A 26,371-nucleotide genomic window follows, 5' to 3' on the forward strand; every position below is an offset into this window, starting at 1 on the left:
TTGAGGCAGGCCGCGATGACGTGCCCGACAGCGCCGTCAATGCTGCTCACCAGGGCCAATGCCAGAAGAAAACATGCCGGGGCGTCCAGATCCAATTGATCGACCACCCAACCGAAAGATCCACGCAAGGGCGGTACGTTGGAACGAGCCAGCGGCGTATCGATCTGTTGAGTCAAATAGACCGCGGTGGTATCGCCGGCAAAGAATTGGGCTCGCTCCTGCTGGAAACGAACCAAATCCAACGCCTCCTGAACGCGGTCGCTTAAAGGAGGCAGTGGCTCCAGGCCGCCGCCGCGAGCGTAGCGCAGCCAGCCGATTTCACGCCGCATACGTAAAGTCACCTGGCGCAGCCAGTAATCCGCCTGCTCATCGACGGCAAACAACCCGGGGATGAAGGTAGTTGTTTCAGGAAAGGTCGGGTTGGTGTTCATACCGACAGATCTACCTCCGGGCTGTTTACCGCTTGCTGACCGTTGACACGCAGGATCAGCGAATAACGGCCAGGTGCGACAGCCTCTGCATCTGCAATCGATAACGTCAAGCCGGTCTGGTCCGGCGTGTATGTCAGTGGGCCTTCGAACACATAAGCGACCCGACCTTCCTCGGCGTCATAAAGCGCCAGGAAGATGTCATCCCGTGCTCGACCCAAAAGAAATCCACTCAAATCAATATCACCGACGACGTTTGGAGGGACACTCGAGATCGCCACTCCACTGGCGTTGGCCGAGGTCACCGTTGGCCTCAGACTGCCTTTCAGGATGTTGCTGCTGCGCATGCGGCCCGAGATCAACACCTGCACCACACCGACAGGATGTTCTCCAGCACCGATCCTGTCGCCCGCAAATACCGTCCCAGACAACTGCGCACGCGCCTGATTGGGCCGTTGGGCACTGACGCCGAACATGACTTCGCCAATTCGAACCTGCAAGCCTTCCAGGTTCAAATCACTGCCGGAAAGCGTGATCTCATCTCCAACCTCGAACTTGGTCGGTCGCACGGATTCCAGGCTTGGCCCCATCGACGGCAGAATAGGAATTCGAACGCCCGCCATTCCGATTTCGTCCGGCGGAGCTTGCGTATGATCGACACCCACGACCAGGCTGTAACTGGGCGGTTCGGCAGGAGCAATCATGATGGGCCGAACCTGAAAAGCCATCGAAAAGCGATACTTTTCATCCGAACCTTGCATCAACTTGGACAACAAATCCGCTGGTGCCGCATCGAAAGTGATTTTGAGTGACTCCGGGTTCTCTTCCAAAGCGGCATATATATCGGCGTGCAGGACAGGGTCGGGTGACGGCAGGATGTTCAATTCCTGTAAACCCTGCAATCCTTTACTTAAATTTTCGTGCGCCATGGCTGTGTCGCTATCGCCGGTCTCATCGAAAGCCGTCAGCAGGTACTTCAAGGTCAACCACAACGGTGGATTACGGTCTTGCTCCAGAGGCAAGTTCTTCATAGTGGGGTCGAAGTCGGCTTCGTAGAGGAATAAATTGAGTCTCGACTTAACCGTTCCTGTTGTAGCGTTTTTCGGTTCGGGACGGCCTATGGTGACATCCATTCCAGCACGATCCTGCAAACGAACCTGCAGCCACTCACTTACCTTTCCGATTGCTGCAGCTGTATTGGCTAATGTCATCGGCACAGTTCCTTCAGCGAATCCGCAGGTAATGACGGCTCAACCGCATGGGCGGTTCTGGCGCAGTCGATGGAGCGGGTTGTGATTTCGGTTGAGGATTTGATTGCACGGCGGCTTCACTCACAGATCCATCCAAAGTCATGACGATCGATCCGATCGAAAGATGCAGCGACTGCTGCTGCTCGACCACGGATGGCTGTTGGACAGGTCGGGTCGAAAGGGTATCGATGATAGTTTGCGCGGGAAGAACCTTACCACCACGCTCGACGGATTCCGCCTCTACGACGCTCTGCCGTGGATTCTCATCCCCGACCCATTCCATAACTTGCCGGACGATTTGCCGGCCCGTCGATAATTGCGGTCGCTCCCGAGATTCAAGTGAAACTTGCCAGCTGCGGTCAACATCCTGTTGGTGTTCCATTGCGGTAGAAGTCGACCTATCTCCCGATCCAACAATCTGATTTGGATCGATTGATCCCGGCTTCTCACCCAAACTCTGGCCCGTCTCGATCCCATCCAAATCTTCCGTCACAAGGGATCGTTCGCTGGCGCTGGGATGTCCGACGGATTGGGTTTCGTTCACCGGCTCGGTGGAGTGAAGTCCATCGTGAACCGCCGCCTCGACTCCATGCTCGTTCGATTCGAATTCATCGGCCGACTCGGGTGCTGTTGCCTGTATTGGATCGGAGGCTCTGGCCGCCTCAACCGCTTCCCGATCCTTCTCGATTGGAATGGGCACCTCTGCTGCGGAATCGACTCCTGCCTGTGTTGATCTGCGCGGCATCCTGGTTTGAGAAGAAGGCAGCAGCTCTGGACCAGCGGCGTGGGTTGGTTCGACGAAGACTCGCCGCTCTTGATCCAATGGCGAAATCGATTGAGTGCCTTGCTCAACCCGCCGTCCTCCTGGCGGAGACGCAGATCCGAATGTAAGGCCCGTCTGTCGTATCACACCATCGAAATAACTACCCATGCTTCACCTTTCTCGTCCGATCAACTTCAAATACTGCTCTTTCCGTTTCGCTGGCAAGGCCAGAATTTCGTCTTCCGTCCAATGGTAGGATTTGGCGAGACGATGGATTGTATCGATCACACTCGATTGAACATCTTTCAGATGCGCCAACAACATCCGTCCCAGATCCATTGGCCGTTCCCCGTTCTGTCCGCAGTACGGGCATTTGCTGGTCACGGTCGGCGCAATCAAAGGATCCGCCGACAGCATGGCTTCTTCGATTGTCAGGACGACCGCCTCGGGTATGGGTAACGCCAGCTCCACCTCACTTTCGACCAACAACGATTGCACCATCTCCTCTGCCGCTTGTTGTGAATCTTCGAAACTGCACCGCTGCCAGCGGTATTGATCCTGAGCCGTTGGTCGCCGCAGGATGATTCTCGCTCCATGTGCATGGACCTCAACCCGCTCGACCTTGTTCGCCCGACGCTGTAATTCCTGTAGCGCAGCTAACTTGACATCGACTTCGAACGACTGCCCGCAGCCGGCCGCATCACAGGTCATGTTGACCACCAGAATTTCATGGCCGTTTGTCCTGACCAATTCAAGCAGCAGTGCCAGACGGTCACCAACCGATAAAGTCTCCAGGATCGCCGGGTCGATTGACTCACGATTTGCCAGGCAGGCATACAAAACCTCACTCACCAGCTGCGGCCGGGGAGAATCGAAATCAATGTCGAGATCACCTTTGAAAAAGCCAAAGGGACGGAAGGCGGAATTAACCATTACCATCTCGAAATCTGCTGGGCTAAGATCTCAACGTTCGTTGTCCAGTAAAAGTAATTCAGGGAACGACGAACGGCCGGCGATGTGTTAGCCGCCTTCCTTCGGTTCTTTCGTATCGGTGTCGCGTTCCCAGCCTTCTAATTCGATCTTGATGCTTTCGATCGCAACTGCATTTGCGTTGGCATCCAGATCCGGCATGGTGGTAAATTCACTCACCCAACAGCCATGGAGGAAATAACGGAAGGCAACCTGACCCGCCTCGTTCATCACCTCTAAGGTCAACTCCTTTTTATAGTTGACCAGATCCATGCCCGTATCACCGGCATAGGGATGGACCATGTTGGCCCATTTCTCGAATTCCACGTCGTGGGTAATGCCGCGCTCTAGCGAAAGCGCATCGTAGGTCGTCCTTCCGGGCGATTTGTGATCGGTGCTATTCTCACCACCAGAACGATGCTTGACAACTTCGGTCGTGCGTTTCAACGCACCCACTTTACTCACACCCAGAACGGGTTTTCCGTCCCACAAGACTTTGAACTTGAAATTCTTGTATGGGTCGTAGCGATGGGTATTGACAACAAAACCAGTAGCCATGAAATTGCCTCCCTTTTCCTGAGGGTCAAGACTAGAGATCACCCGCTATTTGTTGGATCTTGATGACCACAAATTCGGCCGGTTTGAGTGGGGCAAAACCGACTTCGATATTCACGATGCCCAGATTTCGATCGGCCTGGGTGGTTGTATCTCCATCACACTTGACGTAGAACGCTTTATCGGGCGTCGAGCCCTGGAAAGCGCCTTGCCGGAACAACCCCATCATGAAGGCGTTGATGTTCTGTCGAATCTTGGCCCACAGCGGTTCGTCGTTGGGTTCGAACACGACCCATTTGGTGCCTCGGAACAGCGATTCCTCCAGAAACAGTACAAAGCGCCGAATAGGTATGTACTTCCACTCCGATCCGAGATCATCGGAACCAGCCATCGTACGCGATCCCCAGCACACAAACCCACTGGGGAAACTACGCAGGCAGTTGACGCCCAACTTATTGAGCACCCCGTTTTCCATATCGGTCAGCTTGAGGTCGAGCCCCAGGATGTTGCGCAGATCGGCTTCAATTCCGGCCGGTGCCTTCCAAACGCCGCGAGTGGAATCGATACGGGCCATCAATCCGGCAACAGCGCCCGACGGTCCGATTGTTTTGGTCAGGCTTCCCGAAGCATATTTCAGATGCGGGAAGAACACGGCCGAATTGGTCTTGTTTACCAAGGAACGCAGGTCGTTGACCTTTGAAGTATCCTGCACGACTTCCGGTCGATTCTTGTTGATCCAACTTGCAGGAGAATCGATGAGCAGGAAAGCGCGATTTTCGGAGCAGTAATTGCTTGCGGGACCCACGATCTTGTCGAAATCGGCTTCGGTGACTTCTTGATCGCCCGGCAGAACCATTAGATTGAACAGGTCGACCGAATCCAAAGCATAAAACCCGGTCTGAGCGTCCTGATTGCCCAAATATTCGGTTACCGTCGGCGCACTACCATCGGCCCCGCTCTGGCCAGGAGTGCTGAAACTGCCAGTTCCGGAAGAACCCAAGGTGTATTGGCGTACGTTGAGCTGCATTTCACCGGCGTCAAAGGCCGTGTCGTCCGTGGCGATGCTGGACGGCGTCTTGTTGATCGTACCGCTGGTAGCTAGAATGGCCAATTGATAGCCCCAGGTTTTGGCACGATAGGACAGCGTAGTATCGGCGTTGATCGCGTTGGCAATGATCTTGAGCTTTTCCCGAACGCCGTCATTGTCTTCATGCGCCGTTGGACTGGCGGAGTCAACGGCGCTCTGATACCACAGGGGCGTTCCGGTGGTAACAGTGACCAGATTGTAGTCCGCCGTATTGAGCATCACATCGGTGCCGTCGATGGTGATTTTGGTAATATCACTTTGATTCAATATCGCGATTTCATCCAATATGTCGGTAAGATCTTTAGGCGCGCTGATGGGTGAAGAAATGGAGGGGATGGTGCCCAACTTCAACACCGAGCCGGTCGGTGCCGGGCGGAAATCGCTCCAGCGCACAAACTCCAAACCACCCTGATCGATGCCCAACATCAGCGCAGCCGTGACGTCGTCCTTCGCCGCGCGACTCACGCGCACGCTGGCCCAGGGTTCGCATCCAGCCACATTTTCAGCCTGAATGAAGAGGAGATAGAAAGCATTCCCACCGGTTCCCACTTTGGTGAACTTGCAATCGACGCTCAACCCCGGGTCGATCGTTTGCAAGGCCGGGTTGATCACACTTTCGAGGTGGGTTTCAAGATCGGTCAGCGATGTGCTCCCGGAAATCGTCCAGGGACTCAAATCGACCGTGACCGGATCTTTATCGTTGACGCTGATGGTGATCTTGGCCGGCGCGGAGGACCCTCCCGGGTTGACCAAATCGTCGATCGTCGTACGGACCTCGGCGACCGAGGTGCCCAGTGGACTACGGGATTGTGAAAATCCGGCGAAGCTCGTGCTGATGTCGTTGATCGGCTTGCTGGAATCGGATACCGGCCCCAGGGTGGAGCTCAACTCGAGATCGATCAGATCCGAACTCTGCGTAACGAATGTGGGCGCAAATCGAGGCGAGTTGGGATCCATGGTCAGACCGAGGTGGCTTTCGGTGGTGACCGCCTTTCCCCCTTCCTCTAAGATGACGTATAGATTAAAGGTTTCGTTGGGATTGGCAGTATCGTAATCGACTTGCAGACGAACGGTGTTGCCCCAAGTACCCTCGGCTTTGGCTGCCACTTCCAAGGCGTCATCTCCGCCCAAAGACTTGAGCGTCACCTTGGCCTTCTTGGCTCCTTTTGCCAGGCGGATCACGTACGAATCCGTACCGCCGTTGCCGAAGAACAGGCGCACACTTTCAGCTAGATCAGATTTCGGATGTGGATCACCGAACTGCCGGGCATAATCGGCCAGGCTCTGGATACGTACTGCCTTGTTGATTGGCCCTTTGCTGGCGCGGCCCAAGAAGGCGGCGATTGAGGTCGATACGCCCGTAATGGTGTGCACCCCGCTTGGCACTTCTTGAATGTATACGCCTGGATAACTCACCTGAGTCATAGCACTTGCCTCCTCCTGTTCTTCCACAGTTGTCTGGGAAGATCAAATGATCAAACGGATACCATGAGGGAGTATCACCCCTGATGTTTGGATTTTCTAACAGTCTTGATCGGATATGCACCCCTTCACAAACTCTGCGACTCGATCACCGCTTTGAAAGCGGATGGAATTGCCAGTTTGTTCTTGAATGATGGCTCCTCGTACTCGCCCCCTGGGTTCAAGCCACACGCGGACAATGTATAAACCTTCTGCCAAACCGATTGTGCGGCCATCCGTCAGAACTACCTGGCCTTTAAATGTTTTACTATCTCCGGTTGGATTGACGCACAGAGAAAATGTATAGTAACGGCCAAGATCTTGAGGTTCTTGGGATATGAGGAAAACCCCTATCTGTATAAGAAGCACCCGGCTTGCTCGTTTGAGTGTATTCGGTAGCTCTGTCTTTGAACTGTTAATATTCTGTGGATTGTCTGTTACTTCGAGGTTTAGATGTCTGATTCGTTACGAATGGCGGTCATCAATTTCTGTGTCGCCGACATCGGCTCGACACTGAGTTCTTTTTTCAGCAGGTTCGTGAGGTCTTCATAGACTCGAAGGGCTTGATTGCGATGCCCGATCTTGTGCAGCGCGCGCATTAACAGCCGATACACATCCTCCCGCAGATCGTCCAGGGCGAGCAACTTGTGGCAGAGATCGATCGTTTGTTTGAAGGAACCACTCTCGTAGTGCCATCTCGAAAGATGGCTGAGCAGATGCAAGTATTGCTCCTCTAAACGCATACGTTCTTGGATCGGCCAATCCTCACCAATTATCTCCGCCAGGTAACTGCCGCGGTACAGCGGTAGAGCTTGTTCGAACTCTTTCACCGCGTCATCGACTGCGCCGTTGGCCAGATAGAGATTTCCCGCTCGGTAGTGCAGGTCGAAGCTCGACACATCAGTGTCAATTTGTTGGCCAGGGCAGAGGTTGTAGGCATCGTTCTCATACACGATCGCATTGCCAATTTCGGCGTTAGCCAAGCTGCGTCGGAGGCGGCTTATTGCAATGTGTAGTTTCCCTATCGCATCTTCGGGATCATCCTCGGGCCAAAAGGTGGAGAGCAACATCTCCTTGTGGCAGCGCTTTTTCTCCGAGCTGGCCAGGAATTTGAAAATCATCTGGCCCTTACGGTTGGCGCAAAGTGTGACCCTTTTACCGTCCTTCTTCCGCATATCGAACGATCCCAAAAGCCGCACAAAGAGTGTTTCCTGATACATTTCCCGCTTCTGGTGATCCTGTTGCGTGGATGTCTCGATCGCCCCTCTTTCATATCTCGTCTGGTTCAAAGCCTGTTCGAGGCGACTCAAAACAGCACGCAGCTGATCCTCTAATGCTTGAATCTCGTTCTCCATTTGATTGACGATGAGCTGCAAGCCCGCATGCGTCTTGAAGATGGTGAAGTGGGCTTTGGCGATGTCAGACAGCGCTTCCAACATCGGTCCGCAGTGCGGAATTGCTTTATCGTCTGCCATCTCAAACGCTCGCTCGAACCAAATGACACTTCGACCCAAATCGCGTCTTTCCAACAACACCATCGCCATCTGTAAAAACGTCCAACACATAAGCGGTGTTTCATCCGTGTCGTGATCGATATCCACGATACTCTCTAGATAAGCTTCACAGCCGAGATATTCCCCCTTTTCGAGATCCTGAAGACAATTAACGAGTTCTACGGCAACTCCATGAGCAGACAAAGGAGAGGACGCGGAATCTCCCTTATCCGGCAGTAGACTTTCCATATAGAATAACCCCCTTACCTAGCCCTTCATCTTGGGCTGTATCGGTTTTGGATTGTGGTATCTCTCGAATAGGTTTCCGTGTTTACCGGTCTTTGCACCAGCAGCGAGGAATATCCAACCCCTATATATCAATATTTTACGACAAGAATTCGAATTTGAATCTTAATATTTTCGACCAATTAGGTCGTAATATCTGCATGAAACGTCTTCCCAAAAATTACTCTTGATGCCCTTTAGGTATTTCGATTTCCTTAGCAGCGAAGATCCACACAATTCCTTCACAACATCCTCATCACTCTTTAACGCTTGATAACTATACTTTCGCTTGAAATTATTCCGCTATGCCGCAAAGGAGAACCCAAGCTCATGCTTCGAAAATTGGATATCCGCAAGTGGAGCCGCAAGCAGCAGCTTATCGGCGCAGGTGCCGTGGTGCTGCTCATCGCTGCGGCGGTCACGCTTTCACTCACCGTCTTCCGCCAGCGCGAGGTGGCCGAAACCGACCAGTTGCAGACCGCACGCGTGCGCCAGGGCGACCTGATAATCTACGCCAGCGGATCCGGAACGCTCACCGCCGGTCACCAATACGAGCTGGGTTTCGCCGCCAGCGGACCCATCGACGAGCTCGACGTTCAGGCCGGCGACACGGTCGAGGCCGGCGACGTGCTTGCCGTACAGGGGGAACGCGAACAACTGCAGGCCAGCGTTTCGGCCGATCAACTCTCCGTGCTCGACGCCCAGAACGCACTCGACGATCTCTATGACAACGCCGATCTCGTCACCGCTCAGGCGCTGCTCGATCTGGCCGACGCCCGGGATGCCTTGCAGAGCGCCGAGTACACCTGGTCCGTGCAGCAAGCGGGCAACCGCGCCAGCCAGGCGACCATCGACGCCGCCGAGGCCAATCTGATCCTGGCCGAGATCGAGCTCAAGCGCGCCAAAGCCGAGTACGACAAATATTCCAACACCTCGGACACCAACCGCGCCAAAGCCATCGCCCTCTCACAGTACGCTGCGGCCCAAAACCACTACAACTCGGTCCTGCGCGAATTGAACTGGTACAAAGGCGAACCTACCGAAATCCAACAGGCGCAGCTCGACGCCGAACTCGCCATGGCCAAAGCGCAGGTAAATCAGGCCGAACGCGCCTACGAGCGCGTCAAGGACGGCCCCGATCCGGACGAAGTCGAGAAGGCGCAGCTGCAGCTCGACAACGCCAAAGCCAGGCTGGCCGTCTCGCAGCGTAATCTGGACGAATCCATCATCACCGCACCCGTCGACGGCACCGTGATGGCCGTCACGGCCGAATCCGGCCAGACGGTCTCGGGCACGTTCATCACCGTGGCCGATCTGAGCCAGCTCTACCTGGAAATCTATCTCGACGAGACCGATCTGGATAAGATCGACCTGGACTACGAGGTCGAGGTGACTTTCGACGCCCTCCCGGACTTGATGTACACCGGACACGTGGTGCAGCTGGATCCCGAGCTCTACAGCGAGGGGCCCATCTCCACCGTGCGCGGCCTGGTGCTGCTGGACGGCGAGGACAATCCCAGCCTCGATCACCTGTTGATCGGCATGAACGCCGCCGTGGACGTGATCGCCGGCAAGGCCATCGGAGCAGTCCTCGTCCCCGTCGAGGCGCTGCGCGAGCTTTCGCAGGGTAAATACGCCGTGTTCGTGCTCGACGAGAACGGCGAACCCCGGCTGCGCACGGTCGAAGTGGGCATCATGGATTACACCTACGCCGAGATCACCTCCGGCCTGGAAGTGGGCGAAGTGGTCACGACCGGAATCGTGGAGACAAATTGATGGCCGCTCCGGTTTTGATCGAAACCAACGATGTGAAGAAGATTTACGGCAAGGGAGACGTCCGCGTCGCCGCGCTGGATGGCGTGAGCATTCACATCGAACGCGGCGAATTCGTGGCCGTGATGGGCCCTTCCGGTTCCGGCAAAAGCACGCTGATGAACATCCTTGGCTGCCTCGATCGTCCCAGCGAAGGGTCCTACGTACTCGACGGCGAGAACATCAGCCAGAAAGACCGCATCCAGCTGGCGCACATCCGCGGCGAACGCATCGGTTTCATCTTTCAATCCTACAACCTGCTGCCGCGCACCAGCGCGCTGAAGAACGTCATGCTGCCTCTTTTCTACAACCGCAAGCATGCGCGCAGCATGGAAGAACGGGAGGCGACGGCGCGCAAGGTGCTCGAATCGGTGGGGTTGGGTGATCGATTGTCGCACATGCCCCAGGAGTTGTCCGGCGGCCAGCAGCAGCGCGTCGCCATCGCCCGCGCCCTGGTCAACGATCCGCTGCTCATTCTGGCCGACGAACCCACCGGCAACCTGGACAGCCATTCCGGGGAAGAGATCATGCAGCTGCTGCACGAACTGCACAAAGATGACCGCACGATCGTGATGGTTACGCACGATCCCGAGATCGCCGCCCATACGCAGCGCACGATTCACCTGCTCGATGGCCATGTGGAACAGATCGTCAAGAACGGCTCCGGCAAGGCCAAGAAACAGAAGGTGGCGCATGAATCTGCGTGAATTCCTAAACGTCGCCTGGGAGAGCATCACCGGCAACAAGATGCGCTCCCTGCTCACCATGCTGGGCATCATCATCGGCGTCGCTTCGGTGATCGTTATGGTCTCGATCAGCGCCGGCACCGAAGCCACCATCGAGGACCAGATCACCGGCTTGGGTTCGAACCTGATCTACGTCACTTCCAGCTTCGGCCGCATCGGCGCCCGCGGCGGAGGCAACCCCTTCAGCGGCGGCGGTGCGGGTGGATTGGTCTACGACGACGCCTTCGCCATCGCCGACGAGGTCGAAGGCGTTTCGGCCGTCGTCGTGGAGATGTCCTCTTCCGAGACGGTGAAGACGGCCAGCGCCTCCCTGGAAGATGTGACCATCCAGGGCACCACGGCGGACTTCCCCTCTGTGCGAGACATGGAAATCGCCGACGGGCGCTACTTCAACCAGCGCGAGGTCGACCGCAAGCAGAAAATCGCCGTGTTGGGCTACGATCTGGCCCAGGAATTTTTCGGCGAAGAAGACCCCATCGGCCAGATGATCACCGTGGACACGACCAAACTGACTGTGATCGGCGTGTTCGCCGAACGCGGTTTGGTCAGTGGAGTCGATTTCGACGCCCAGGTATACGTGCCCATCACCGTGGTCTTCCAGAAGTTTACGCCCTCCATGTTCGCCCGTTTCATGGGCAACAACGTGCGCGTGATCTACGTGGAGATCGAAAGCCCCGAGGTGCTGGACAGCACCATCCAGCAAATCGAACTCCTGCTGGCCAAGCGCCACGATGTCTCGCTCGAGGATGCCGACTTCAGCGTGACCACGCAGCAGGACATCATCCAGACCCAGGAGTCCACGACGGCCGCATTTCGCAACTTGCTCGGCTGGGTGGCCGGCGTCTCATTGATCGTTGGCGGCATCGGCATCATGAACATCATGCTCGTCAGCGTGACCGAACGCACGCGCGAGATCGGCATCCGCCAGTCGGTGGGCGCCACGCCCAACGACATCCGCTGGCAGTTTCTCACCGAGGCGCTGCTGCTGAGTCTGATCGGCGGGCTGATCGGCGTGCTCGCCGGCGCAGCCGGATCGTGGCTCTTCGGATCGATCAGCGGCATGCGCACGGTCGTGGTCTTCTCTTCGATCTTTCTGGCATTCACTTCAGCCGCCGGTGTGGGCGTCTTTTTCGGCTACTACCCGGCCAACAAGGCCTCGCAGCTCGACCCGATCGAGGCGCTTCGACACGAGTAACCCATGGCGTTATTATGCAAAACCAAACCAATCGACGAGGAGTGCTCGATGAAAATTACTAAATTGATCCCGATCTCGATTATGGTCCTGCTGCTGGCAGCCTGCGGCAGTTCAGCGACGGAAACCAGTGAGGCGACGTCCGGACTCGAATCCGGGACGAGAGGTTACCCACCGCAGATGCGGCTTTCCATGGGCACCTTCCTGCTCGAAGACACCGATCTGGCGGTCACGCCGGAACAGGCGGCTGAACTGCTGCCGCTGTGGGAAGCCGTGCTCAGCCTGTCCGAGAGCGACACCGCCGCGCAGGCGGAGATCGACGCGCTCTACGACCAGATCGAAGAGACGATGACCGCCGATCAGATGCAGGCCATTGCTGAGATGAATCCGACTCAAGATGACATCGCAGCCTTGATGGAAAGCCTGGGCCTGGATAATACGAACGCAGCGGGCGGATTTCAAGGCGGAAACCCACCGCAGGGTTTCAATCCCGATGACCTACCCGAAGGTTTTAGTCCCGGGAATTTCCCCGGAGGCAGGCAGATGGGCCCGGGCGGAGGCCAGGGACAAGGTCAGGGCGGGGGCATGTTCGGGGGTGACATCGATCCCGAGACGCTGGCCACGATGGAAGCGCGCCGCGAAGAAATGGGCGGCAGCTTTCGCAACCGCACGAATCTGTTCCTGGTCGAGCCGCTGATCGAACTGCTCCAGGAACGCGCCGCGTCGTAGCTGCAGAGTGGCTGCTGTTCAGCAATGCTATTTCTTTGTACACTAAGGATCGACGGCGTGTGTGAATGAGTGAGGATCGTGTGACAAAAACCATCATGATCGTAGACGATGAAGAACGCCTGGTCTCTTTACTGGAGGCGTACTTCAGCCAGGAAGGATTCCGCGTGGTGAAGGCCGCCAACGGCCGCCAGGCACTCATCCTGGCGCGGCAGGAGAAACCGGATCTTATCGTGCTCGACATCATGATGCCGGAAATGAACGGCTACGAATTCATGGCCGCGCATCGCAAGGAGCAGCACACGCCGATCATCATGCTCACCGCCAGGGTCGACAACGACGACAAGGTAATCGGTTTGGAACTCGGCGCCGACGACTACGTAACCAAACCGTTCCGTCCGCGCGAACTCCTGGCGCGCGTGCGTGCCTTGCTGCGCCGCGTGGGCGCCAACGAACCCACCGCCAAGGTGCTGCGCCGCCTGGACGTCACGCTCGATCGCGAGAGTCATCTGGTGACCGTTGGGGAGCGCGAAGTCGATCTCACGCCTTCCGAGTTCGACCTGCTGGCGGCGTTGATGTCCACTCCGGGCCGCGCCTTCTCGCGTCTGGAGCTTCTCGATCGCATCCAGGGCACGGCCTACGAAGGTTACGAACGCACCATCGACGTGCACGTCAAGAATCTGCGTTCCAAGATCGAAGCCGACCCCCGCGAGCCGCGCTACATCGAAACGGTCTACGGCGTGGGTTATCGTTTCAGCCGGGATTGAAAACATGCGAAGCCTGGCAGTGAAATTATCCATCGCCTTTCTCATCGTGGGACTGCTGGGGGTGGGCTTGATCGCGCTCTTCGCCAGCCGCACGACGCAGTATGAATTTCGCAATTTCATCTTCGACGAATACTCCGGCGCGTTCATCGAGCAACTGGCCGAACACTACCGCACGCACGGCGGATGGTCTGATATTCAAGAAGCGCTGCCTCTTCCAGATCGCTTTCCTTTCCAGGGACAGGGACAGGGACCCGGGCCGCGGACGGTGAATTTCATCACCCTGACCGACAGCAGCGGCAGCGTGATTATCGGGGGAGCCGGCTATCAACGCGGTGAACAAATCCCGTCTGATGTATTAAAGGAAGGCGTGCCGATAAAGTCGGACGGCAAGATTATCGGCTACCTGTTGGACACCCGTGAGGCGTTTCGGGTAAATCCCAGCGAAATCGCTTTCCTCAATCGGGTTACCCGCTTGCTGGTTTTCGGCGCCGCGGGTGCTTCGATTCTCTCGCTTCTGCTGGGCATCTTGCTTTCGCGCGCCCTGATGCGCCCCATTCGCGAGTTAACCACGGCGACGCAGGCCGTCGCCGCAGGCGATCTGGGCCGCACCGTTCCCGTGCGATCCAAAGATGAATTGGGCCAATTGGCTACGGCGTTCAACCGTATGAGTTCCGAATTGGAACGCGCACAGGACCTGCGCCGCCAGATGACCGCAGACATCGCACACGAACTGCGCACCCCACTGAGCGTGATCCTGGGTCACGTAGACGCCTTGGCGGAGGGCGTACTGCCCGCCAACGCGGAGACTTTCGACGTAATCCGCGATGAGACCACCCAACTGGGCCGCCTGGTCGAGGAGTTGCGTACGCTCTCGCGGGCCGATGCCGGCGAGCTGACTCTCAACCTACAGTCGATATCGCCTCGGGCGCTGCTCGAGCGGGCCCGGGCCGCCCACCGTCCCTTCGCGGTCGAAAAACAGATCGAGTTGGTATTGAACGCCGACCCCGGTACGCCGCAGGTTACGGTCGACGCGGAACGCATGGCACAGGTGCTGGACAATCTGCTCAACAATGCGCTGCGCTACACTCCCGAAGGGGGCACGATCACACTGTATGCCGGTGCATCCGAAGACGGCGTGGAGATGCGCGTCACGGACAGCGGACCGGGCATCGAAGCGCAGGAACTGCCCAACGTCTTCAACCGTTTCTACCGCGGGGACAAATCCCGCCAACGCGAGACCGGCGGATCGGGGTTGGGCCTGGCGATCGCCAAGTCGATCGTCGAGCTGCACGGCGGGCGTATTCGGGTAGAAAGCGAACCCGGCCAGGGCGCCACGTTCGTCATCTGGTTAGCCGCAGCGAAACACGCATAGAAGGTTTTGAAAGTCACCTGAATATCATGTAAATTCACATCGAGGGGGAAACCATGTCCTGCAATTCGAAAAAACACAACCGCCGTTCGATCCGTTTACAACATTATGACTACACTCAACCTGGCGCGTATTTTATATACATATGCACGCAGGATCACATCCATCTTTTTGGAGAGATCACCAAATGCCAAATAAACCCGAATCCTGCCGGAGAGATGGTGAACGATGTATGGCATGAAATACCAACACATTATTCCGGAATTGAAATTGACGCATTTGTCATCATGCCCAATCACATTCATGGAAACATCATCCTCATTGAGGACACACCTGTAGAGGCGGACCCCCGTGTCCGCCCTAAATCAGGGCAACCACAGGGGTTGCCCCTACACTATCGTTGCCAGAAGCAGTACATCGATTTAAGACAATGACCACTAAACGATATGTTGATGGGGTTAATTATTCGGACTGGCCGCCATACATCAAACGCCTGTGGCAGCGCAACTACTGGGAACACGTCATCTGTAACGGGCGCGCGCTGGACTCCTTGCGTCGATACATCACTGAAAATCCGCAGCGCTGGGATTTTGACCGCTGCAACGCGAAGGCTGCCGGAGAGGATCGATCGTCGAAGGAACTTTGGGAAACCATAACGGGTATCCCCTGCCAATTCATATAGGAGCGCATCAATGGTTGCTCCAGTAACGCTCCAGGAATGAAAGAAAGCCTCCACGCATGTGAAGGCCCATTTCTGTGACCGCGTTCTCGAACAATGGAACGTTAATCCGTCACGAAAGGAAAAAAGTAGACATCCTTTCCCGGAAATTAGCTTTTAGGATTTCGCGTCGGTATCTTGTACTTGTTCTACCTCTTCGCCTTCATCTTCATCGCGCAATCCGGCTCGAAATTCTCGGATTCCCTTGCCCAACTCACCGGCAACTTTCGAAATCCGTCCGACGCCAAAAAGCAAGACCACGATAACCAAGATGACAATCAATTCAGTCGTACCTGGTCGAAACATGCTCGCAACTCTCCTCAGAAACACTTTCGATTTCTACTTAATATCTTACCACTTAACGCGGTAAACCGAATTCAGGCTTCTCCGTCCGTCTTCTGTGCCTGCGAGGCGCCGATTGCCACCCCCAGGCACAGTCCGATGCCGACACCGAGGGCGATGTTGCTGAACACCACGCCCAATCCGGCTCCGATGGCAATGCCAGTCGCCACCCAGCGGCCAATGATCTGCGATCGTTCATCCTGGGATTTTTCACGATTTTCGTCCACGTCTTTCCTCCTGTTTCCAACATAATCGATCCAGTGTTCAAACCCCATCGGCGCCCGAAAGATACCCCTTATCGATCGAATCCTCAACCACCTTCCGGGCATACTCCCACAACGTCTGTGCGCCGTCCTGAATCGGCGCGATCCGTTCGGCAACCTGATCGCTGCGGATATTGTGTTCCTGCCAGGGACGCCCCTGGGCATTGAAGTTATGCAGCAGCGGCATCGTGCGATCCATGGCGTTGGCGAACTGAGCCTCCGCTGTGCTGCGTTCCTCGAATTCGCACCACAGGGCTTGGAATTCGTTCCGCTGATCCTCGGGCAGCAGGCCGAAGATGCGTTCGGCGGCCTGCGTTTCCCGTCGGGCTTTGCTCATGTTGCCTTCTTCGTCGTAGCAGAAGGTGTCGCCGGCGTCGATCTCGACCAAATCGTGCACCGCCAACATCTCGAGCACGTGCAGCAAATCGACGGGACGGTTAGTATATTCCGCCAACACCATGGCCAGCACGACGACGTGCCAGCTGTGTTCGGCCGTGTTCTCCAGGCGTTCGCCGCCCAAAATGTAGGACCGACGTTTAATGGCCTTCAGCTTATCGATTTCCATGATGAATCGGATCTGCCGCTCCAGGCGTTCTTCATTCATATCCACTCCAGGGTCTTTGACTTTCAACTCAACTATGGATGATATCCATCCATTAAGCAACCAGCGTGAGGCGTCTCCAACGCTGCATCCCCCCGTCGGAAATACGCCGATGCGCCGGTCACAGCGCAGAGTCTTTCGAATATAATCGACCTCCCGAGAAGCATGGAGAAGAAAACGATGTCGAGAGAAACCCGGCGATTCCTGGTCTATGCACTCGTGCTGCTGGCCCTCGCCTCCGTTCTGATTCTGACCATCGTGCCGCGTCTGAACACACTTCTTTCGAAGCCCACCCCGGCAGACGAACGCATCGGTCTCGCCAAAAACATGTATCAGGCCGAGGTCCTGGAGATCGTCGAGCAAGGCACGGTCACTTTGGGAGAACACGCCCAGACCTATCAGGTGCTGCGGATCGAGATCCTGGAAGGTCCGTACAAAGGCTGGATCCGGACGATCGAATACGGCCGTCGCCAGATACGCCCGGAGGGTTTGAACATCCGCATGGGCGACAGGCTGCTGGTGCAGATGGATCAGATGCCCGACGGCACGGTGAGCGCCCACTTCGTGGATTACGTGCGCACGCGTTCTCTGCTGTGGCTTTTGATCGCCTTCGTGGTCTTCAGCGTTATCGTCGGCGGCGCGCAAGGCGGGCGTGGTTTGATCGGCCTACTGCTGAGTCTGTGGGTGATCATGGGCTTCATCATCCCCAGCATATTACGAGGTAAGGATCCCATATTGGTGAGCGTGCTGGGTGGCTTCCTGCTTCTCGGCGCCACAATCTATCTGATTTACGGCTGGTCCTTGAAGACGCACGCCGCCGTTCTGGGACTGTTGTGCACGCTGGTGTTTACCGGTTTGATGGTTGGATTCTTCGTCAACCTCACCCGTCTCACTGGGTACGGCAGCGAGGATGCGCTCTATATTATGCAGCAGTCGGATATCACGATCAATCTGCGCGGCCTGGTGCTGGCGGGAATGTTGATTGGCGCCCTCGGCGCGCTCGACGACTTGATCATCACCCAGGCTTCGGTCGTCTTCGAACTCAACGACACCGATCCGCAGCTCGGTCCGCGCGACTTGTATCGCCGCGCCATTCGCGTCGGTCAGGACCACGTCACGGCGATGATCAACACCCTCTTCATGGCCTACGCCGGCGCCGCCCTGCCGACGCTGGTCCTCTTCACCCTATCCGGGCAGGGATTCTCGCATCTGATCAATCTGGAGTTCGTCGCCGAGGAAATCGTCCGTACGCTGGCCGGATCGCTGGGTTTGATTTCGGCGGCGCCGATCTCGACCGCCATCGCCAGCCTGCTGGTCGTCCGCCGCAGTAGAGGGGCAAGTCTCAATCTAAAGAAACCAGCGGCCGAATCAAACGAGACGACAGAGTAATCGTAGGTGCTTTGCGGCCTATATCCATTTCGTGTTTGCAATCAACGTTACGGGCCGCTTTACCGGAGGTGTGGAGCGGGCCGCTCGCGGCCCTGTGGGGAGACGACAGGGGGGAAGAAAAAACCAGTTCAAACCCACAGTTATAGTCAACGTTGGGTTTCGTCCCTCAACCCAACCTACGATCCAGACGCTGGTTGCGGATATATATCCGGAACCGATGTTAGGCAGATGTTTATCTGCCGATCCCTATCCAGGCTCGCATCCACAACACGCTGGGGGGATGAAAAGGGGGGAAGAAAGGCGTCCTTTCTCAACACTCATTTTCCAAGATGAGTGGCCAAATTCTCCGCTCACCCCCGTTCGCCCTCCTACAAGGGGGACCGTAAGGGAACCTTATGGCGCGTTCCGCCGTCTTACTCTAAGATGGAGGCGTTGACGCCTCACATTTCGCCATAGGAGACGTGCACCCATGGACAACGACCCTAAACCCGCCTGGAGTCAAACGCGCATCATCGCCCTCGTCGCCATCGCCTTCGTGGCGCTGGTGGGGGTGATTTTCGGTCTCGCCAGGATCATAGGCGGCGGGCCGGAAGAAGGAACCCCTTCCCCCGGCGAGACGCCCGTCCCGATCGTCATCAACGTTCCGCCCACGGAGCAGGCCGCCTCGAGTCTTACGATCCAGCTCAGCGAAGGCCAGGAACAGCCCGAAGAGGTCGTACCCCTGCCCGCAACCAGCGGCGAGCCGCTTTCCGACGAAGAAGCCGAAGCGATCATCGCCCGCTTGCCCGACATCGAAACCGAACCGGAAGACGAGGTCGAGTTCCGCCTCCCGGATGAAGTCATTCCTCCACCGCGCCCCGGCGAGACGATCGACGAAACCTTCCCGCCCGAAGAAGTCGCCCCGGGACCCGAGGCGATCGAGCCCGGTCCGCTCGAGGTGCTGCGCTACTCCCCGGAGGGCGAGATTCCCATCGCGCCCTTTGTCAACGTCACTTTCAACCAGCCCATGGTCCCGCTGACCACTCTCGAAGACCTGAGCGAAAAGGACGTTCCCGTGCAGATCGAACCCGAACTCGAGGGCACCTGGCGCTGGCTGGGCACCAAGACGCTCAACTTCCAGTACGACTCCGAGTTGATCGACCGCATGCCCATGTCCACGCAATACACCGTCACCATACCGGCCGGCATCGAATCGGCCGTCGGCGGCGTGCTCGAAGAGACCATTCAATTCACCTTCAGCACCCCCACCGTGACCCTGGACCGCTACTATCCCTCCAACGATCCGCAGCCGCTGGATCCGATCTTCTTCGCATCCTTCAACCAGCGCATCGATCCGCAGGCCGTGCTGGACACCATCGTCGTAACGGCGGACAACCAGGAGATCTCCATAAAGTTGGCCACCGACGAGGAGATCAAGGAAGACGAAATCGTCAGCAACCTCATCGAACACACACAGGAAGGCCGCTGGCTGGCGTTTAAGGCCCTGCAGTCCCTGCCCAAGGCTGCCAGCATCTCCGTCACCATCGGTCCCGGCACACCCTCCGCCGAGGGACCGCTGCTCAGCGAGTCGGCGCAGTATTTCGGTTTCCGAACCTATGCGCCGCTGACCGTCGACGACTACGGCTGCTCCTGGTACGACGAGGACTGCCCCCCACTGACTCCGTTCTACATCCGCTTCAACAATCCCCTGGACGGTGAGAAATTCGACGCCGGCATGCTCACCATCGAGCCCGAAATTCCCGCCGTGACGGCCGGCATCTACGGCAACACGATCACCATCCGCGGCGCCACGGAAGGCCGTACGACCTACAACATCACCGTTTCCGCGGACATCACAGACATTTTCGGCCAGACGCTGGGCGAATCAGAGCGGCTGCGCTTCCGCGTCGGATCTGCACAGCCCATCCTCATGGGACCGGATCAAGTCTTCATCACGCTCGATCCCTCCGCACAGGAACCGGCGCTGTCGCTCTATTCGATCAACTATTCCAAACTGGATCTGCAGATCTACGCCGTCGAACCCACCGATTGGCCCGATTTCCTGAACTACCTCTACGAATACCGACGCACGGACACGCCGCCCGATCCACCGGGAAAACTCCTGGTAGACGAAACGCGCAGCTTCGAAGTCACAGAAGACACGCTGACCGAACTGAGCATCGATCTCGATAAATACATGAGTGGCGATTCCGGCCACTTCATCGTCATCGCCAGTCCGCACCGCAGCCTGTTCGACACGGAAGACCGCTACTGGGAGACCATCCAGGTCTGGACGCAGATCACCCAGATCGGCGTGGACGCTTTCGTCGATCACAGCGAGATGATCGTCTGGACCACCGCGCTGGAGAACGGCGAGCCGCTGTCCGGCGTGAAGATCGACCCGCAGCCCTCCGGTCAGCGCTACACCACCGGCGACGACGGCATGATCCGCTTCGACATCCCTGCCGGCGGCACGACCTACCTCGTGGCCAGCAAGGGCTCCGACGAAGCGATACTACCCAACTCGCTTTCCTACTACGAAGACAGTGGCTGGACCGTGCGCTCCGTGCGCGACCAACTGCGCTGGTACGTTTTCGACGACCGCCAGATGTACCGCCCCGGAGAGGAAGTGCACTTCAAGGGATGGCTGCGAAAGATCGGCGGCGGCCAGGACGGCGACGTCGGGCTGGTCGGCAGCCAGGTCTCGCAGGTCAACTACTCGATCACCGGCCCCCAGGGCAACGAACTGGGCAACGGAAGCGTCCAGGTCAATGCGCTGGGTGGATTCGATTTCGTCTTCGACATTCCCGACAACGCCAACCTGGGTTACGCCCAGGTGCGTTTCAACGCTTCCGGCAGCCTGAGTAACATCGACCGCAACGGCTACAACTACAGTTTCCAGATCCAGGAATTCCGCCGGCCGGAGTTCGAAGTCACGGCGCGTAACGAAACGACGGGACCCTACTTCGTGGGGGATCACGCCATCGTCGCCGTGGAAGCCAAGTACTACGCCGGCGATCCCCTGCCCGGCGCCGATGTGTCCTGGTACGTGAACTCGTCGCCCAGCAGCTACCAGCCTCCGAACTGGCCGGACTTCACCTTCGGGCGCTGGACGCCCTGGTGGTATTACTACTACGAGGAACCAACGAGCGGAGGCTACCAGACGCAGTCGTATACCGGTCTGACCGACGCCACCGGCAATCACTACCTGCGCATCGATTTCGGCCAGACGGAATTGACGCAGCCCTTCAGCGTGATGGCCGAATCGACGGTCATGGACGTCAACCGCCAGGCCTGGTCATCCAGCACCAGCCTGCTCGTGCACCCCGCAGAACTGTACGTCGGGCTGCGCAGCGAGCGCTACTTCGTCGAACGCGGTACTCCGCTGAAAATCGACCTGATCGTCACCGACCTGGACGGCAACCCGGTCGTCGACCGGCCGATCCTGGTCAGCGCAGCGAGAGTCGAGTGGAAATTCGTCGAAGGTAACTGGAAGCAGGTCGATGCCGACGTGCAGGAATGCACCGTCGGCTCGCAGGAAGAACCCGTGAGCTGTGAGTTCGAAACCCCGCTCGGCGGACGCTACCGCATCACGGCCACGATCAACGACGCCATGGGCCGCCAGAATCAATCCCAGTTCATCCGCTGGGTGAGCGGCGGCGAACAGCGGCCGTCGCGCGAGGTCGAAAAAGAAGAGGTCACCCTGATCCCCGACAAAGACAACTACCAGCCGGGAGACGTGGCCGAGATTCTGGTGCAGCCGCCCTTCACGCCCGCCGAAGGCCTGTTGACCGTCAGCCGCAGCGGCATCCTCTACACCCAAAGCTTCACCATCGACGAGGGCTCGATCACGCTGAAAGTGCCCATCGAAGAAGAATACATCCCCAACTTGTTCGTTCAGGTGGACGTTGTCGGCGATGCCGCACGCACGGACAACGAAGGCCAGGTCATCGAGGGCATACCGCCCCGGCCTGCCTACGCCAGCGGCCAACTCAACCTGAGCGTCCCCCCGCTCGAACGCACGTTGAAACTCGATGTCAGCCCGCAGGAGACCGAGTTGGAACCCGGCGGGGAGACCGTGGTCGACCTGGCTCTGGTCGATGCCGGCGGCGATCCGGTGGCGGACGCCGAAGTGGCGGTCGTCGTGGTCGACGAGGCCATTCTGGCGCTGACCAACTACGACATCCCCGACCCGGTTTCCATCTTCTACTCCCAGCGCGGTTCGGATCTCGGCAGCTACTACGGCCGCTCCAGCATCGTGCTGGTCGATCCGATGACGCTGATCGATACGGCTAACGCCGCGGGTGAACTTCAAGCTTTGCCCACGGGTGCCGCGCTTCGCGGTGTAGAAGAATCCGAAGGCCTGGCCGTCGAAGCACCCATGGCAGCCGAACCCATGGAAGAAATGGCGGCGGACGAGGCCAAAGCGGGCGGCGCCGTCGGCGCGGAGCCGATCCGCATGCGCATCGACTTCAACCCGCTGGCCACCTTCGCGCCGTCGGTACGCACGGACCAGAGCGGAAAAGCGCAGGTTACGGTCACGCTGCCCGACAACCTGACGCGCTACCGCATTATGGTCGTCGCCGTGGACTCGGGCGGCAGCCGTTTCGGCATGGCCGAAGCCAACCTCACCGCCCGTCTGCCGCTGATGGTGCGGCCTTCCGCACCACGTTTCCTCAACTTCGGCGATTCCTTCGAGCTGCCCGTGGTGCTGCAGAATCAGACCGACGATCCCCTGACCGTCGACGTCGTCATGCGCACCTCCAACCTGATCCTCAGTGACGGTCAGGGGCAGCGCGTGGAGGTCCCGGCGCACAATCGAATCGAGGTCCGCTTCCCGGCCAACACGGACAGCGCCGGTACGGCGCGCGTGCAGATCGCGGCCGTCTCCGGAGACTTCGCCGACGCCGCCACGGTCGAAATGCCGGTTTACACGCCGGCCACGACGGAAGCCTTCGCCACCTACGGTGTGATCGACCAGGGCGCCATCGCCCAGCCCGTGGAAGCGCCGCAAGACGTCTTCCCGCAGTTCGGCGGATTGGAAATCACCACTTCGTCGACGGCGCTGCAGGCGCTCACCGACGCCGTGCTCTACCTGGTTGCCTACCCCTACGAGTGCTCCGAGCAGTTGGCCTCGCGGGTGCTGGGCATCGCCGCCCTGCGCGACGTGCTCACCGCGTTCGAAGCCGAAGGGCTGCCACCCGCCGAGGACATCGAAGCCGCCGTGATTCGCGACATCGAACGGCTCAGCGGCCTCCAGAACTACGACGGCGGATTCCCCTACTGGCGCCGCGGCCAGGACTCGATCCCCTTCAACACCATCCACGTGGCCCACGCCCTGCAGCGGGCGAAGCTTAAGGGCTACGAGGTGCCGGAGGACATGCAGCAGCGCCTGCTCTACTACCTGCAGGACATCGAGAGTCACTACCCCTACTGGTACAGCATGCGCACCCGCCAGACCCTCAGCGCCTACGCCCTCTACGTGCGTAACTTGATGGGCGACCGGGACACGGCAAAGGCCCGCGCGCTGCTCGAAGAAGCCGGGATCGAGAACCTGTCCCTCGACGCCGTGGGCTGGATCTGGCAGACGTTGGTGGACGATCCCAACTCCGCCGCCGAACTGGAAACCATCCGGCTCTTCGTCAACAACCGCGTAGTCGAGACCGCCGGCGCGGCGAACTTCACCACCTACTACGACGATCAGACCTACCTGCTGCTCAGTTCGAACCGGCGCACGGACGCCATCCTGCTGGACACGCTGATCCTCGATAATCCCGACAGCGACCTGATCCCCAAACTTGTCAACGGCCTCCTGGCGCATCGAACCAAAGGTCGCTGGGGCAACACGCAGGAGAACGTCTTCGTGCTGCTGGCTCTGGACCGCTACTTCAACACCTTCGAAGCGCAGACCCCCGACTTCGTGGCCCGCATCTGGCTGGGCGACACCTACGCCGGCGAACATGAGTACGAGGGCTACAGCGACGAACGCCACGAGACCGACATCCCCATGGCCTATCTGGTGGACGAGGAATTGGGCGGCGGCGGAACCCAGGACCTGATCCTGAGCAAGATCGGCACGGGGCGGCTGTACTACCGCCTGGGGTTGAGCTATGCGCCCACCGATCTGTGGCTCGACCCGCTGGACATGGGCTTCGTCGTCACGCGCGAGTACGAGGGCGCCGACGATCCCGACGACGTTTGGAAGGATGAACAGGGAATCTGGCACGCCAAGGCCGGCACGCGAGTGCGCGTGCGCATCACCATGGTCGCCGACAACCGCCGTTACCACGTGGCGCTGGTCGACCCGCTGCCCGCCGGTTTGGAGATCGTCAACCCGGCCCTGGCGGTGTCGGGCAGCGTCCCGCAGGATCCGAGCAGCTCGGAGTACCGCTACGGCTGGTGGTGGTGGTGGACCTGGTACGAGCACCAGAACATGCGCGACGAGCGCGCCGAAGCCTTCACCCCGCTGCTCTGGGACGGCGTATACACCTACAGCTACGTCACCCGGGCGACCACGCCGGGCACCTTCGTGGTGCCGCCGGCCAAGGCGGAGGAGATGTACTCGCCGGAGGTCTTTGGACGCAGCGCCAGCGATTGGCTGGTCGTAGAGTAACCGGTCTCACCGTAAACAAGGCCACCGGGTTGATGCCCGGTGGCCTTTTCGATCCTGTCATTCCGATCAAAGCGATGACTAGCCCGTATGTCTCTCTGCAAGGACAGCGCATGGCTCACGATCCTGTGGGATCAGACACATCACGTCATTGCCAGCCGCTGAAAAGGGCGTGGCAATCTCCACATTTGCTGGGCAGCCTATTTAACCTTTGGTGACAGCCGTTAGGTCGCTTCACCACTTTGCTCCTCGCGGTGGCATCAGGCAAGACCAAAGCGAGCGCCGTTTGGCGCTCATGCATTCTTAAAACTCTGGCAGGATTAAACGGTTATCTATCCCGGAACGGATCAAAGCTCCACGTACTGCCCGATCACGCTGCGCAGCTCCTCGACGGTGAAGGGCTTGGCCAGAAAGCCGTTCGCGCCGGCCGACAGCGCTGCATCGCGGTCTGCCTGTTGGGATTTTGCGCTGACGACGTGGATCGGGACGCCATCCTTCTCAGAATGCTCCCGCAGCCAGCGCAGCAAGGACAGGCCGTCCATGTCGGGCATCATGACATCCAGCAGGATCAGGTCCGGACTGACCTCGCTGTACATGTTCAGCGCTTCCATTGCATCATGCGCCAGGTGCACCCGAACCCCGATTCGCTCCAGGGCCTCCTTGATAACCTTCGCGTACGCGCGCTCATCGTCGACCAGCAAGATGACAGGAACAGCCATGAGTTCCCCTTCCAGAAAATGAATGCTTACCGTGCAACCAGATAACGTATTTTCCATTCTCGTGCTACATCTGCACGATGGGTAATAATTCCTAATCCTGAACCGGTCCCGCAGGTCACTGCAGGCCTGGATCTCGCAACATATCAAACATCGCACGTACGGATCGGCGCATCTCGAGTGAAAAGCCGGCGCTGAACTTCCTGCGGTACATACGGACGCCAGCTGATTCTCCCCCTCGCGCTGGGTTGAACATGCGCTCGAAGTCCTCCGGCGACAAGCGGTGATATCGATTCTGAAAGACAACGAATTCCGGTTCGAAGCGGCTGGTCTGTGTCCTCTGCCGCTGCTCGTTGGTCGGATAGCCGAGGCACAGCATGGCGACCGGAAGCGCATAGGGCGGCAGGTCGAACATCTCACGGTGGATCTCGTAGTTCTCGAGGATATCGCCTATGTAGCACGACCCAAGCCCGAGCGACTCGGCGGCGAGAGCGGCTGTTTGTGCGGCAATCAGCGCGTCGCAGCAAGCCAGCAGCAGATCACCCTCCTGCGGCCTGACAATCGCCTCGCCCGGCTTCACGGCGTGCCGCTCCACACCGGCGTACTTACAGTAGTCGAACCAGCGCTGGTAATCCGCCAGGAAGATCAACACCAGCGGCGCCTGGGCGATGAAGGGCTGATTGTCGCAGGTTTCGACCAGGCGCTCCTTCTTGGCCTGATCCTCTACCTCGAGGATCGAGTACAGCATCATATTGCCCGCAGTCGGCGCCCGCATGGCGGCATTGAGAATCTGCTCCTTGACTTCGGGCGGGACCGGCCGCGGCTCGTAGGCACGCACCGATTTGCGCTT

The 26,371-nt window shown here is 58.2% G+C and carries 21 protein-coding genes; 9 read left to right on the forward strand and 12 right to left on the reverse strand.

Going from position 1 to position 26,371, the window contains the following annotated elements:
• The 7 genes from P8Z34_09160 to P8Z34_09190 form a co-directional block, all read right to left on the reverse strand.
• Positions 1-431 (reverse strand): hypothetical protein (locus tag P8Z34_09160; GenBank protein MEJ2550836.1); only part of this gene is annotated, 431 nt, incomplete at its 3' end.
• Entirely contained in the window at positions 428-1,639 is a 1,212-nt protein-coding gene (locus tag P8Z34_09165) for a Pvc16 family protein (GenBank protein ID MEJ2550837.1), read from the reverse strand. The genes P8Z34_09165 and P8Z34_09160, both read right to left, overlap by 4 nt.
• Before the next feature lie 13 nt (positions 1,640-1,652).
• Positions 1,653-2,609 (reverse strand): hypothetical protein, encoded by a 957-nt coding sequence (locus P8Z34_09170; protein ID MEJ2550838.1) that lies wholly within the window; start codon positions 2,607-2,609, stop codon positions 1,653-1,655.
• Positions 2,610-2,612: 3 nt separating this feature from the next.
• Complete coding sequence (locus tag P8Z34_09175; protein ID MEJ2550839.1) at positions 2,613-3,374, reverse strand: hypothetical protein; 762 nt, start codon at positions 3,372-3,374, stop codon at positions 2,613-2,615.
• A gap of 87 nt (positions 3,375-3,461) precedes the next feature.
• Positions 3,462-3,968 (reverse strand): phage tail protein, encoded by a 507-nt coding sequence (locus P8Z34_09180; protein ID MEJ2550840.1) that lies wholly within the window; start codon positions 3,966-3,968, stop codon positions 3,462-3,464.
• Positions 3,969-3,999: 31 nt separating this feature from the next.
• On the reverse strand, positions 4,000-6,477 hold the full coding sequence (locus tag P8Z34_09185) for a phage tail sheath subtilisin-like domain-containing protein (protein MEJ2550841.1): 2,478 nt from the start codon (positions 6,475-6,477) through the stop codon (positions 4,000-4,002).
• Positions 6,478-6,962: 485 nt separating this feature from the next.
• Positions 6,963-8,114: a BTAD domain-containing putative transcriptional regulator gene (locus P8Z34_09190; protein ID MEJ2550842.1), complete on the reverse strand. Its 1,152-nt coding sequence runs from the start codon at positions 8,112-8,114 to the stop codon at positions 6,963-6,965.
• Between the two features lie 507 nt (positions 8,115-8,621).
• On the opposite strand from P8Z34_09190, the gene P8Z34_09195 reads away from it, so the two are divergent.
• The 7 genes from P8Z34_09195 (at position 8,622) to P8Z34_09225 (ending at position 15,585) form a co-directional block, all read left to right on the forward strand.
• Positions 8,622-10,067 (forward strand): efflux RND transporter periplasmic adaptor subunit, encoded by a 1,446-nt coding sequence (locus tag P8Z34_09195; GenBank protein ID MEJ2550843.1) that lies wholly within the window; start codon positions 8,622-8,624, stop codon positions 10,065-10,067.
• Positions 10,067-10,810: an ABC transporter ATP-binding protein gene (locus tag P8Z34_09200; protein MEJ2550844.1), complete on the forward strand. Its 744-nt coding sequence runs from the start codon at positions 10,067-10,069 to the stop codon at positions 10,808-10,810. Before P8Z34_09195 ends, P8Z34_09200 begins: the two co-directional genes overlap by 1 nt.
• A complete protein-coding gene (locus tag P8Z34_09205) occupies positions 10,797-12,044 on the forward strand; it encodes an ABC transporter permease (protein MEJ2550845.1) in 1,248 nt (415 codons plus the stop codon). The genes P8Z34_09200 and P8Z34_09205 overlap by 14 nt, the downstream gene beginning before the upstream one ends.
• A gap of 48 nt (positions 12,045-12,092) precedes the next feature.
• The gene (locus tag P8Z34_09210; GenBank protein ID MEJ2550846.1) at positions 12,093-12,770 is read left to right on the forward strand and encodes a hypothetical protein; all 678 of its coding nucleotides are present in this window, start codon (positions 12,093-12,095) and stop codon (positions 12,768-12,770) included.
• Positions 12,771-12,835: 65 nt separating this feature from the next.
• Positions 12,836-13,534 (forward strand): response regulator transcription factor, encoded by a 699-nt coding sequence (locus P8Z34_09215; protein ID MEJ2550847.1) that lies wholly within the window; start codon positions 12,836-12,838, stop codon positions 13,532-13,534.
• A 4-nt stretch (positions 13,535-13,538) separates the two neighbouring features.
• Positions 13,539-14,906, forward strand: coding sequence for an ATP-binding protein (locus P8Z34_09220; GenBank protein MEJ2550848.1), 1,368 nt, complete (start codon positions 13,539-13,541; stop codon positions 14,904-14,906).
• Between the two features lie 427 nt (positions 14,907-15,333).
• On the forward strand, positions 15,334-15,585 hold the full coding sequence (locus tag P8Z34_09225) for a hypothetical protein (protein ID MEJ2550849.1): 252 nt from the start codon (positions 15,334-15,336) through the stop codon (positions 15,583-15,585).
• 153 nt (positions 15,586-15,738) lie between these two features.
• Here the strand turns inward: P8Z34_09225 and tatA are convergent, their stop codons facing one another.
• The 3 genes from tatA to P8Z34_09240 form a co-directional block, all read right to left on the reverse strand.
• Complete coding sequence (gene tatA / locus P8Z34_09230; protein ID MEJ2550850.1) at positions 15,739-15,927, reverse strand: twin-arginine translocase TatA/TatE family subunit; 189 nt, start codon at positions 15,925-15,927, stop codon at positions 15,739-15,741.
• Positions 15,928-15,998: 71 nt separating this feature from the next.
• The gene (locus tag P8Z34_09235) at positions 15,999-16,190 is read right to left on the reverse strand and encodes a hypothetical protein (GenBank protein MEJ2550851.1); all 192 of its coding nucleotides are present in this window, start codon (positions 16,188-16,190) and stop codon (positions 15,999-16,001) included.
• A 37-nt stretch (positions 16,191-16,227) separates the two neighbouring features.
• A complete protein-coding gene (locus P8Z34_09240) occupies positions 16,228-16,830 on the reverse strand; it encodes an HD domain-containing protein (protein MEJ2550852.1) in 603 nt (200 codons plus the stop codon).
• 177 nt (positions 16,831-17,007) lie between these two features.
• Between P8Z34_09240 and P8Z34_09245 the strand changes: the two genes are divergently transcribed.
• Positions 17,008-18,216, forward strand: coding sequence for a YibE/F family protein (locus P8Z34_09245; GenBank protein MEJ2550853.1), 1,209 nt, complete (start codon positions 17,008-17,010; stop codon positions 18,214-18,216).
• A gap of 469 nt (positions 18,217-18,685) precedes the next feature.
• Entirely contained in the window at positions 18,686-24,808 is a 6,123-nt protein-coding gene (locus P8Z34_09250) for an alpha-2-macroglobulin family protein (GenBank protein MEJ2550854.1), read from the forward strand.
• Positions 24,809-25,152: 344 nt separating this feature from the next.
• On the opposite strand, the gene P8Z34_09255 is transcribed toward P8Z34_09250, so the two are convergent.
• Complete coding sequence (locus tag P8Z34_09255; protein MEJ2550855.1) at positions 25,153-25,581, reverse strand: response regulator; 429 nt, start codon at positions 25,579-25,581, stop codon at positions 25,153-25,155.
• A gap of 58 nt (positions 25,582-25,639) precedes the next feature.
• Positions 25,640-26,371: nitroreductase family protein (locus P8Z34_09260; GenBank protein MEJ2550856.1), on the reverse strand; the 732-nt coding region annotated here is incomplete at its 5' end.

The sequence above is a fragment of the Anaerolineales bacterium genome (genome assembly GCA_037382465.1).
In the GTDB taxonomy this organism is placed as follows: Bacteria; Chloroflexota; Anaerolineae; order Anaerolineales; family E44-bin32; genus WVZH01.

Bases quoted from the DNA above. Each gene is read 5' to 3' on its own strand.
- P8Z34_09165 (MEJ2550837.1), bottom strand. From the start codon at position 1,639: ATGACATTAGCCAATACAGCTGCAGCAATCGGAAAGGTAAGTGAGTGG.
- P8Z34_09170 (MEJ2550838.1), bottom strand. From the start codon at position 2,609: ATGGGTAGTTATTTCGATGGTGTGATACGACAGACGGGCCTTACATTC.
- P8Z34_09175 (MEJ2550839.1), bottom strand. From the start codon at position 3,374: ATGGTTAATTCCGCCTTCCGTCCCTTTGGCTTTTTCAAAGGTGATCTC.
- P8Z34_09180 (MEJ2550840.1), bottom strand. From the start codon at position 3,968: ATGGCTACTGGTTTTGTTGTCAATACCCATCGCTACGACCCATACAAG.
- P8Z34_09185 (MEJ2550841.1), bottom strand. From the start codon at position 6,477: ATGACTCAGGTGAGTTATCCAGGCGTATACATTCAAGAAGTGCCAAGC.
- P8Z34_09195 (MEJ2550843.1), top strand. From the start codon at position 8,622: ATGCTTCGAAAATTGGATATCCGCAAGTGGAGCCGCAAGCAGCAGCTT.
- P8Z34_09200 (MEJ2550844.1), top strand. From the start codon at position 10,067: ATGGCCGCTCCGGTTTTGATCGAAACCAACGATGTGAAGAAGATTTAC.
- P8Z34_09205 (MEJ2550845.1), top strand. From the start codon at position 10,797: ATGAATCTGCGTGAATTCCTAAACGTCGCCTGGGAGAGCATCACCGGC.
- P8Z34_09210 (MEJ2550846.1), top strand. From the start codon at position 12,093: ATGAAAATTACTAAATTGATCCCGATCTCGATTATGGTCCTGCTGCTG.
- P8Z34_09215 (MEJ2550847.1), top strand. From the start codon at position 12,836: ATGAGTGAGGATCGTGTGACAAAAACCATCATGATCGTAGACGATGAA.
- P8Z34_09220 (MEJ2550848.1), top strand. From the start codon at position 13,539: ATGCGAAGCCTGGCAGTGAAATTATCCATCGCCTTTCTCATCGTGGGA.
- P8Z34_09225 (MEJ2550849.1), top strand. From the start codon at position 15,334: ATGACCACTAAACGATATGTTGATGGGGTTAATTATTCGGACTGGCCG.
- tatA (MEJ2550850.1), bottom strand. From the start codon at position 15,927: ATGTTTCGACCAGGTACGACTGAATTGATTGTCATCTTGGTTATCGTG.
- P8Z34_09240 (MEJ2550852.1), bottom strand. From the start codon at position 16,830: ATGAATGAAGAACGCCTGGAGCGGCAGATCCGATTCATCATGGAAATC.
- P8Z34_09245 (MEJ2550853.1), top strand. From the start codon at position 17,008: ATGTCGAGAGAAACCCGGCGATTCCTGGTCTATGCACTCGTGCTGCTG.
- P8Z34_09250 (MEJ2550854.1), top strand. From the start codon at position 18,686: ATGGACAACGACCCTAAACCCGCCTGGAGTCAAACGCGCATCATCGCC.
- P8Z34_09255 (MEJ2550855.1), bottom strand. From the start codon at position 25,581: ATGGAAAATACGTTATCTGGTTGCACGGTAAGCATTCATTTTCTGGAA.